Here is an 8,659-nt window from a genome sequence, read left to right as displayed (position 1 = left end):
TCACTCCACTGATAGTCGATAGTCAGAAATTTGGTTCGCCCGCCATTATAACCACCGGGCAGGTGGCACTCTTATTTTTCGAACGGTCGTACTATTTTATCGGCAAAGAATTGCCGGGCATAGCCCGGCAACGTGTCAACCTGACCGCATTGTGCCGTAGGATGCCCTGCGTCACACGGGTTTCGAAGGTTTTTTCAACTTACCAGGCGGTAATCACCGAATCCTTGAAGGTGCTCTGCACGTACTGCTTGATCTCCGGCGAGTGGTAGGCCTTGACCAGCTTGGCCACCCAGGGCTTGTTGCGGTCGGCTTCGCGGATGGCGATCAGGTTGGCATAGGGACCCTTGGGGCCTTCCATGGCAATCGCATCCTTGGTGGGCGACAGGCCTGCCGACTCGGCATAGTTGCCGTTGATGGCGGCGGCGTCGAGGTCGTCGAGCGAGCGCGGCAGCTGGGCGGCGTCCAGCTCGACGATCTTGATCTTCTTCGGGTTGGCCACGATGTCCAGCGGCGTGGCCTTGAGGCCGGCGTCGGCGCGCAGCTTGATCAGACCCTTGCTCTGCAAGAGCAACAGGCCGCGGCCACCGTTGGTGGGATCGTTCGGCACACCCACGCGGGCGCCTTCCTTGAGCTGGTCGAGCGACTTGATCTTCTTGGAATACACGCCCATCGGGAAGGTCACGGTGAAGGCCACGTGGGTGAACTTGTAGCCACGGTCCTTGATCTGCGCTTCCAGGTAGGGCAGGTGCTGGTAGCTGTTGGCATCCAGGTCGCCCGAAGCCAGCGCGGCGTTGGGCTGGATGTAGTCGCTGAATTCCACCACCTGGATGTTCAGGCCATCCTTGGCGGCGACCTTCTTCACCTGCTCCATGATCTGGGCGTGCGGGCCGCCGGTGACGCCGATCTTGATCGGCTTTTCCTGCGCCACGGCACCGGTGGCCAGGGTGGCGCCGAGGGCGGCGCCGACAATCCATTGCAGCAGGTTACGACGTTGCATATTGACTTCCTTGACTCTCGATTTCTCTGATTCTCTATCTAAGACCGGCGCGGCGTCCGGCCTACTTGTGGCTGATGCGGCGCACCAGCCAGTCGCCGAAACTCTGTACCGCCTGCACGAAGACGATCAGGATCAGCACCACCGCCACCATGACCTCGGTGATGTAGCGCTGGTAGCCGTAGCGGATGCCGAGATCGCCCAGGCCCCCGCCGCCGATGGCGCCGGCCATGGCCGAATAACCCACCAGGCTGACGAAGGTGATGGTCAGGCCGGCCACGATGCCGGGCATGGCTTCGGGCAACAGCACCTTCATCACGATCTGGCCGGTGGTCGCGCCCATCGACTGGGCGGCTTCGACCAGGCCCTTGTCGACTTCGCGCAGCGCGCTTTCCACCAGCCGCGCGATAAACGGAATCGCGGCGATGGTCAGCGGCACCACGGCCGCGGTGGTGCCGATCGAGGAGCCGACGATAAAGCGGGTGAAGGGAATCACCACCACCAGCAGGATGATGAAGGGAATCGAGCGCACGGCGTTGACCACCACGCCGATGGTGCGGTTGAACAACGGGTGCGACAGCACGCCGCCGCGGTTGGTCAGGTGCAGCAGCACGCCCAGCGGCACGCCGAACGCGGCGCCGACCACGCCCGAGATGCCCACCATCAGCAGCGTCTCGTTGAACGAGGTCAGGAACAGGTCAAACATTTCAGACCACATGCTCGATCTCCTCCACCACTACGCCCTCTTGTTGCAGGTATTCCATCGCCGCCTTCACGTCGGCCAGATCGCCGGTGGCCATGATGGCCAGCGAACCGAAGGCCTGGCCCTGGATCTCGTCGATGTGCCCGTGCAGGATATTGAAATCCAGCCCGTAGCGGCGGATCGCCTGGGCCAGCACCGGCTGGTCCACGCCTTCGCCGGTAAAGGCAAGGCGGTAGACATGGTCGCGCCCGTTGCCCAGGCGGCTTTCCACGCGCTTGAGCACGCTGGGCGGCAGTTCCTGCGCGATCACGTCGCCGATCATGGCGCGCGTGACCTCATGCTGCGGGCGCAGGAACACGTCGATCACACGGCCGCTTTCCACCACGCAGCCGGCTTCCAGCACGGCCACGCGGTCGCAGACCTGCTTGATCACTTCCATCTGGTGCGTGATCATCACGATGGTCAGGCCCAGCTCGCGATTGATCTGCTTGAGCAGTTCCAGGATGGAGCGGGTGGTTTCCGGATCGAGGGCCGAGGTGGCCTCGTCCGACAGCAGCACCTTGGGCTTGCTCGCCAGCGCCCGGGCAATGCCCACGCGCTGCTTTTGCCCACCGCTGATCTGGGAAGGAAAGCGGTCCTTCAGCGCCGACAGGCCAACCAGTTCCAGCAGCGGCAGCACCGTGTCGGAAATCTCGCTTCTCGACTTGCCGGCCAGTTCCAGCGGCAGCGCCACGTTATCGAAAACGGTGCGCGACGACAGCAGGTTGAAATGCTGGAAGATCATGCCGATGTCGCGGCGCGCCTGGCGCAGCGCGCCATTGTCGAGCACGGTCAGGTCCTGGCCGGCCACGATCACGCGGCCGGCGCTGGGGCGGTTGAGCAGGTTGATGGCGCGCACCAGCGTGCTTTTGCCGGCACCGCTGCGACCGATGATGCCGAAGACCTCACCTGCCGCTATGGACAGGTTGACGTCCCGCAGTGCATGCACTTCCCCCGACCCTCCGGGAAAGCGCTGCGAAAGACCTTGCAGTTCGATCATGTGAAAAGAAAACGGCAACAGGCGAGTCTCTCTCTAGCGCTGTTGCCGTATTTTATTTTTTTGGGCGAAGCGGGCATTTTAAGCGATCCGCTTCATACCAGAAACGACTTTTTATCGATGTCTTTATATGCCCACGGCATATAAACCCACAAAAAGCCGATTATGCATCACGCCACGATGGCGGGCGTTTGTCGATAAAGGCCTGGACGCCTTCCAGCGCTGCCGGATCCATCATATTGCAGGCCATGGTCTGCCCGGCCAGCTGGTAGGCCGCCTCGATGCCCATCTCCAGCTGGCGATAGAACAGGCCCTTGCCGGCGGCTACCGCGGCGGCCGGCTTGGCGCAGATGCTGGCCGCCAGGCGCGCCACCTCGGCATCGAGGACGTCGGCGGGCACCACCCGGTTGACCAGCCCGCGGCTGCGGGCTTCCGTTGCATCGATCATATCGCCGGTCAGCAGCATCTCCAGCGCCTGCTTGCGCGACAGGTTGCGCGACAGCGCCACGCCGGGGGTCGCGCAGAACAAACCCAGATTGACACCGGATACCGCGAAACGGGCGTCGTCGGCCGCCACCGCGAGGTCGGCCATGGCCACCAGCTGGCAGCCGGCGGCAGTCGCAACGCCCTGCACGCGGGCGATCACCGGCTGCGGCATCTTCTGCATCGCCATCATCATGCGGGTGCAGCGATCGAACAGGCGGCGATAGTAGTCATGCGAGGGGCTGGCCCGCATCTCGCGCAGGTCGTGGCCGGCACAGAAGGCACGCCCGGCAGCGGCCAGCACCACCACCCGGACGGCCGCATCGGACGCAACGCGGACAAACGCCGCGGACAAGGCATCCAGCAACGCTTCGGACAAGGCGTTGAACGCCTCGGGGCGGTTCATCGTCAAGCGCAGCACGCCTGGCGCATCCAGGCTTTCGCTCACCAGCTGCGTGACGGCCCTGTTGTCGGTTTCAGCCATCGCCGGCCTCCTGTCGTTTGATCGTTTGATCGTTCCATCGTTCTATCGCTCGAGCAGCACCTTGAGGTGCGCGAACACGCTGCGCGCGAGCGCGCTCGGGTTATAGCCTCCCTCCAGGCAGCTCACGATGCGCCCCTTCGCGTGGGCCCGCGCGACATCCACCAGCTGGGCGGTGATCCAGGCGTAGTCCTGTTCGACCAGCCCCATCTGGCCGAGGTCGTCCTCGCGATGGGCATCGAAGCCGGCCGAGATAAACAGCATCTGCGGCTTGAACTCGTTGAGGCGCGGCAGCCAGATCGTTTCCACCACCTCGCGCACCGCCATGCCATTGGTATAGGCCGGCAGCGGGATGTTCGACATATTGGTGGCGATATGCTCGGTGCCGCTGTAGGGATAGAACGGATGCTGGAAGAAGCTGCACATCAGCACCCTCTCCTCGCCGCGGAAGGCAGCCTCGGTGCCATTGCCGTGATGCACGTCGAAATCGACGATGGCCACGCGTTCCAGGCCGTGCGCGGCAAGCGCGTGGCGCGCCGCGACCGCCACGTTGTTGTAGAAGCAGAAGCCCATGGCCCGGTCCGGCTCCGCATGGTGGCCCGGCGGCCGCACGCAGCAGAAGGCGTTCTCGAACTCGCCGGCCATCACCGCATCGGTGGCGGCCACCGCGGCGCCCGCCGCATGGGTGGCGGCAGACAGCGTGTGCGGGTTCATCAGGGTGTCGGGATCGATCGGGTGGTAGCCGCTGGCGGGACTGGCGGCGGCCAGCGAGGCCATGTACTCGGGCCGGTGCACGCGCCCGATCTGCTCGGCGGTGGCGGCAGGCGCCTCGCGCCGGTCGAGCAGGCCATCCATGCCGTGCGAGATCAGGTGGTCTTCTATGGCCTGCAGGCGCTCCGGGCACTCCGGATGGAAATGCCCCATCTCATGCAGCAGGAACTCGGGATGCGTGTAATAGCCTGTCGGCATGTCTTATGGCTGTCTTGTGGTCTCCAATCGCTACGTTAGCACATGCCGAGCCGGCCACCCAGCGGGCTGCCGCATGGGCACCATCCGCTATACTCGGGGCGACTTGCAAAGGACACCATGACCGACACCCAGCGCTCCCTGCGCCGCCCGCTCCTGGGCGCCGCGCTTTCCGCTGCCGCATTGAGCTTGTGCGGCATCTCCCCCGCCCTGCTTGCCGCCGGCAAGCGCCGCGTGAGCGTGCGCGAAGAAGAGATCGAGCCGGGCCGGTATCGCGACAACCCCAAGAGCCGGGCCTTCATCGACGACATGGTGACGCGCTATGGCTTCCCCCGCCAGACCCTGGAAGCCTGGTTCGGCCAGGCCGTCTATTCAGCCACGGTGGCACGCCTGATCATGCCGCCCGCCACGCCCGGACGCAAAAGCTGGCGCACCTACCGCTCCCGCTTCATCGAGCCGATCCGCATCAACGCGGGCGTGCGCTTCTGGCAGCAGAACCGCGAAGCGCTGCGCCGCGCGGAGGCCGAGTTCGGCGTGCCGGCTTCGGTGATCGTCGGCATCATCGGTGTCGAGACCATCTATGGCCGCGACATGGGCACCTTCCGCGTGATCGACTCGCTCTCCACGCTGGCCTTCGACTATCCCGACGTGCCCAACCGCGAAGCGCGCACCACGCTGTTCCGCAACCAGCTGGCCGATTACCTGCTCTGGTGCCGCGACACCAATACCGATGTGTTCTCGGTGCTGGGGTCCTACGCCGGCGCGGTGGGGATTCCGCAGTTCATGCCCACCAGCCTGCGCGAATACGCGATCGACTATGACGGCGACGGCCACATCGACCTGCGCGGCAGCGCCACCGACGCCATCGGCAGCGTTGGCCGCTTCCTGCAGCTGCATGGCTGGGAACAAGGGCGTCCGGTGATATGGCGCATCGCCCCCGACGAGGGCAGCCGCGGCGTCGCCGCCGCTGCCGCAGATGGCGAACCCTGGCCGACACGCACGCTCAACCAGTTGCTCAAGGCAGGCCTGCGCGTGGACGAACCGATCGACCTGGCGCGCGAAGGCGAAACCGGGGTACTGCTGGTGGATCTGCCAACGCCGGGCGAGACCACGGACTACATGCTCGGCTTGCGCAACTTCTACGTGCTGACGCGCTATAACCGCAGCTTCTTCTATGCGCTGGCCGTCTACCAGCTGGGCGAAGCGGTCAAGGCGGCGATGGGCTGACCCCACGAAAGACGGCCCACCATCCTCCTGAAACGAAAAAGCCTCGCGCAATGCGAGGCTTTTTCCCTGGCGCGTGCGACACGCACGCATCCGGCGCGACAGCGTCAGGCCGGGAACACGCCGGTCGAGAGATAGCGGTCGCCCCGGTCGCACACCACGAACACGATGGTGGCATTCTCCACTTCCTCGGCGATGCGCAACGCAACGCATAGCGCGCCGGCAGCGGAGATCCCGCAGAAGATGCCTTCCTCGCGCGCCATGCGGCGCGCCATATGCTCGGCGTCGCCCTGGCCTACCGGCTCGGTGCGGTCGATGTACTTCGCATCGTAGATCTTCGGCATGTACGCCTCCGGCCACTTGCGAATGCCGGGAATGCGGGAGCCTTCCGCCGGCTGCGCGCCGACCACCTGGACCGCGGCGCTCTGCTCCTTGAGGTAGCGCGACACGCCGGTAATGGTGCCGGTGGTGCCCATGGCGGACACGAAGTGCGTGATCCGTCCTTCCGTGTCGCGCCAGATTTCCGGCCCGGTGGTTTCGTAGTGCGCCAGCGGGTTATCCGGGTTGGCGAACTGGTCGAGGATGACGCCGCGGCCGTCGCGCTCCATGGAATCGGCGAGGTCGCGCGCGTATTCCATACCGCCCTTGACCGGCGTCAGGATGATCTCGGCGCCATAGGCCGCCATGCTCTGGCGGCGCTCCATGCTCAGGTCCTCCGGCATGATCAGCACCATCTTGTAGCCGCGAATGGCAGCCGCCATGGCCAGCGCGATACCGGTATTGCCCGAGGTGGCTTCGATCAGCGTGTCGCCCGGCTTGATGCGTCCGCGCGATTCCGCGTGGGCGATCATCGAGACCGCCGGACGGTCCTTGACCGAGCCCGCCGGGTTGTTGCCCTCGAGCTTGCCGAGGATTACATTGCCGCGCGGCGTGCCGGCGGCGCCGGGGATGCGCTGCAGTTGCACCAGCGGCGTGTTGCCGATGGTGTCTTCAATCGTCTTGTAGGCCATGGTGAGCGGGATTCCAATGTCGGCGGACATTGTAATCCAGTCGTCAAACCCGCGTTGCCGGCATGCCGGGCAGCCCCTGCGAGGCCCGCCCGCCTGTTGCCGTCAGGCCTTCGCCTCGGCTTCGGCTTCGGCCCTGCTGTTGCCCAGCAGGTGGTAGAGCAGGATGGCGCCGAAAGTGGCGGTACCGATGCCACCCAGCGTCATGCCGCCCAGCTTCAGGGTCAGGTCGCCGGCCGCCACGGTCAGTGTGGCGCCGACGGTGATCAGGTTGCGCGAATTGGAGAAATCGACCTTGTTCTGGACCCAGATGCGGCCCGCGGTGGCGGCGATCAGGCCGAACACGACGATCGTCAGGCCGCCGATCACCGGACCCGGGATGGTCAGGATCAGCGCGCCGAACTTGGGCGAGAAACCAAGCACCAGCGCCACCGCGGCCGCCACCACGAAGATCAGCGTGGAGTAGATCTTGGTGACAGCCATGACGCCCATGTTCTCGGCATAGGTGGTCACGCCCGTGCCGCCGCCGCTGGCCGAAATGATGGTGGCGATGCCGTCGCCAATGAAGGCCCGGCCGATATACGGGTCGAGATTGCGTCCCGTCATCACGCTGATGGCCTTGATATGCCCGAGGTTCTCGGCCACCAGCACGATGGCCACCGGCGCGATCAGGAGCATCGCGCTGGCCTGGAACACCGGCGCCGCGAACACCGGCATGCCAAACCAGCTGGCCGCGGCCACGCCGGAGAAATCGATGCCCTTGCCCAGGCCCAGCCCGTTGGTGCAAACGTAGTACAGCACATAGCCGAACAGTCCGCCCACCAGCACCGGCAAGCGGCGCAGCATGCCCGGTGCATGCACCGCCACCGTGCCGACGGCCAGGACCGTGGCCAGCCCCACCCATGTGTCCAGCGCGGCGCCGCTCACAGCCTTGACCGCCACCGGCGCGAGATTCAGGCCGATGGCCGCGACGATGGCGCCGGTCACTACCGGCGGCATCAGCCGCTCGACCCAGCGGTATCCCACCGCCTGCACCACCAGCCCGATCAGCAGGTAGAGCACGCCGGCCGCGATGATGCCGCCCAGCGCCACCGGGATATTGGGGTTGGGCCCGCTGCCGGCATAGCCCGTCGCGGCGATCACCACGGCGATGAAGGCAAAGCTGGAGCCCAGGTAGCTGGGCACCCTGCCGCGCACGCAGAGGAAGAAGATCAGCGTGCCGATACCGGAAAACAGAATGGCGATATTGGGATTGAAGCCCATCAGGATCGGGGCGATCGCGGTCGAGCCGAACATCGCCACCACGTGCTGGATGCCCGCCAGGAGGGTCTGGCCGGCAGGCAGACGCTCATCGGGCGCAATCACGCCGTGGGTCTTTAGCCGCCATTTGGGCAGGAATCCCGCGTCCTCATTATTTCCCATCGTCCAGCTCCCGTTTTATTGGCCTGGCCACCCCGCTTGCGGGCCGGTCCGGCGCGATTTGGATTATGTTGGCCACGCACCCGGCCTGGGCCGCGAGGCGTCCGCATGATACCGCGCGGCCGCAATCGTGCGAAGCCACACAGGGCTAGCACGAGCCATACCAGCACAGGGCAACCGTATTGGTGCACCGGCTACGCGCAGCCTGCGGGAAGCCCCGGACACTGCCGGGGCTTCGATGGGGGGATGGCGGAGGATCGGCGCGGCGGGCGCCGCACCGCAGGATGCGCGGCGGCCTTAGCGGGCGGCCTTGACCGGCGGCTTCGCCGCCTTCGCATCCGCCTTG

8 protein-coding genes are annotated in these 8,659 nt (G+C 65.6%); 1 reads left to right on the top strand and 7 read right to left on the bottom strand.

The annotated features are described in order from the left end of the window. Window positions 1-199: 199 nt before the first annotated feature. From P3W85_RS06710 to P3W85_RS06690, 5 genes are all read right to left on the bottom strand, one after another. Window positions 200-997 (bottom strand): MetQ/NlpA family ABC transporter substrate-binding protein, encoded by a 798-nt coding sequence (locus tag P3W85_RS06710; protein WP_017228227.1) that lies wholly within the window; start codon window positions 995-997, stop codon window positions 200-202. A 61-nt stretch (window positions 998-1,058) separates the two neighbouring features. Then, on the bottom strand, window positions 1,059-1,712 hold the full coding sequence (locus P3W85_RS06705) for a methionine ABC transporter permease (RefSeq protein ID WP_035813463.1): 654 nt from the start codon (window positions 1,710-1,712) through the stop codon (window positions 1,059-1,061). Then, window positions 1,702-2,736 carry a methionine ABC transporter ATP-binding protein gene (locus tag P3W85_RS06700; RefSeq protein ID WP_276264201.1) on the bottom strand — a complete coding sequence of 345 codons (1,035 nt, stop codon included), beginning with the start codon at window positions 2,734-2,736 and terminating at the stop codon, window positions 1,702-1,704. Before P3W85_RS06700 ends, P3W85_RS06705 begins: the two co-directional genes overlap by 11 nt. Before the next feature lie 160 nt (window positions 2,737-2,896). Then, window positions 2,897-3,700 (bottom strand): enoyl-CoA hydratase, encoded by an 804-nt coding sequence (locus tag P3W85_RS06695; RefSeq protein WP_276264200.1) that lies wholly within the window; start codon window positions 3,698-3,700, stop codon window positions 2,897-2,899. 42 nt (window positions 3,701-3,742) lie between these two features. After that, the gene (locus P3W85_RS06690) at window positions 3,743-4,666 is read right to left on the bottom strand and encodes a histone deacetylase family protein (protein ID WP_276264199.1); all 924 of its coding nucleotides are present in this window, start codon (window positions 4,664-4,666) and stop codon (window positions 3,743-3,745) included. A gap of 117 nt (window positions 4,667-4,783) precedes the next feature. Here P3W85_RS06690 and mltB point away from each other — a divergent pair, with 117 nt between their 5' ends. After that, window positions 4,784-5,890 (top strand): lytic murein transglycosylase B, encoded by a 1,107-nt coding sequence (gene mltB, locus P3W85_RS06685; protein ID WP_276264198.1) that lies wholly within the window; start codon window positions 4,784-4,786, stop codon window positions 5,888-5,890. Between the two features lie 104 nt (window positions 5,891-5,994). On the opposite strand, the gene cysM is transcribed toward mltB, so the two are convergent. Both cysM and P3W85_RS06675 read right to left on the bottom strand, forming a co-directional pair. Then, the gene (gene cysM, locus P3W85_RS06680) at window positions 5,995-6,897 is read right to left on the bottom strand and encodes a cysteine synthase CysM (RefSeq protein ID WP_035813465.1); all 903 of its coding nucleotides are present in this window, start codon (window positions 6,895-6,897) and stop codon (window positions 5,995-5,997) included. Between the two features lie 102 nt (window positions 6,898-6,999). After that, window positions 7,000-8,316 carry a solute carrier family 23 protein gene (locus P3W85_RS06675; RefSeq protein ID WP_017228220.1) on the bottom strand — a complete coding sequence of 439 codons (1,317 nt, stop codon included), beginning with the start codon at window positions 8,314-8,316 and terminating at the stop codon, window positions 7,000-7,002. Between the last annotated feature and the right edge of the window lie 343 nt (window positions 8,317-8,659).

Source organism: Cupriavidus basilensis (genome assembly GCF_029335485.1).
GTDB classification, from domain to species: Bacteria; Pseudomonadota; Gammaproteobacteria; order Burkholderiales; family Burkholderiaceae; genus Cupriavidus; species Cupriavidus basilensis_E.
The sequence above is the reverse complement of the archived record's forward strand: the minus strand, read 5'-3'. Positions and strand labels throughout refer to the sequence as shown.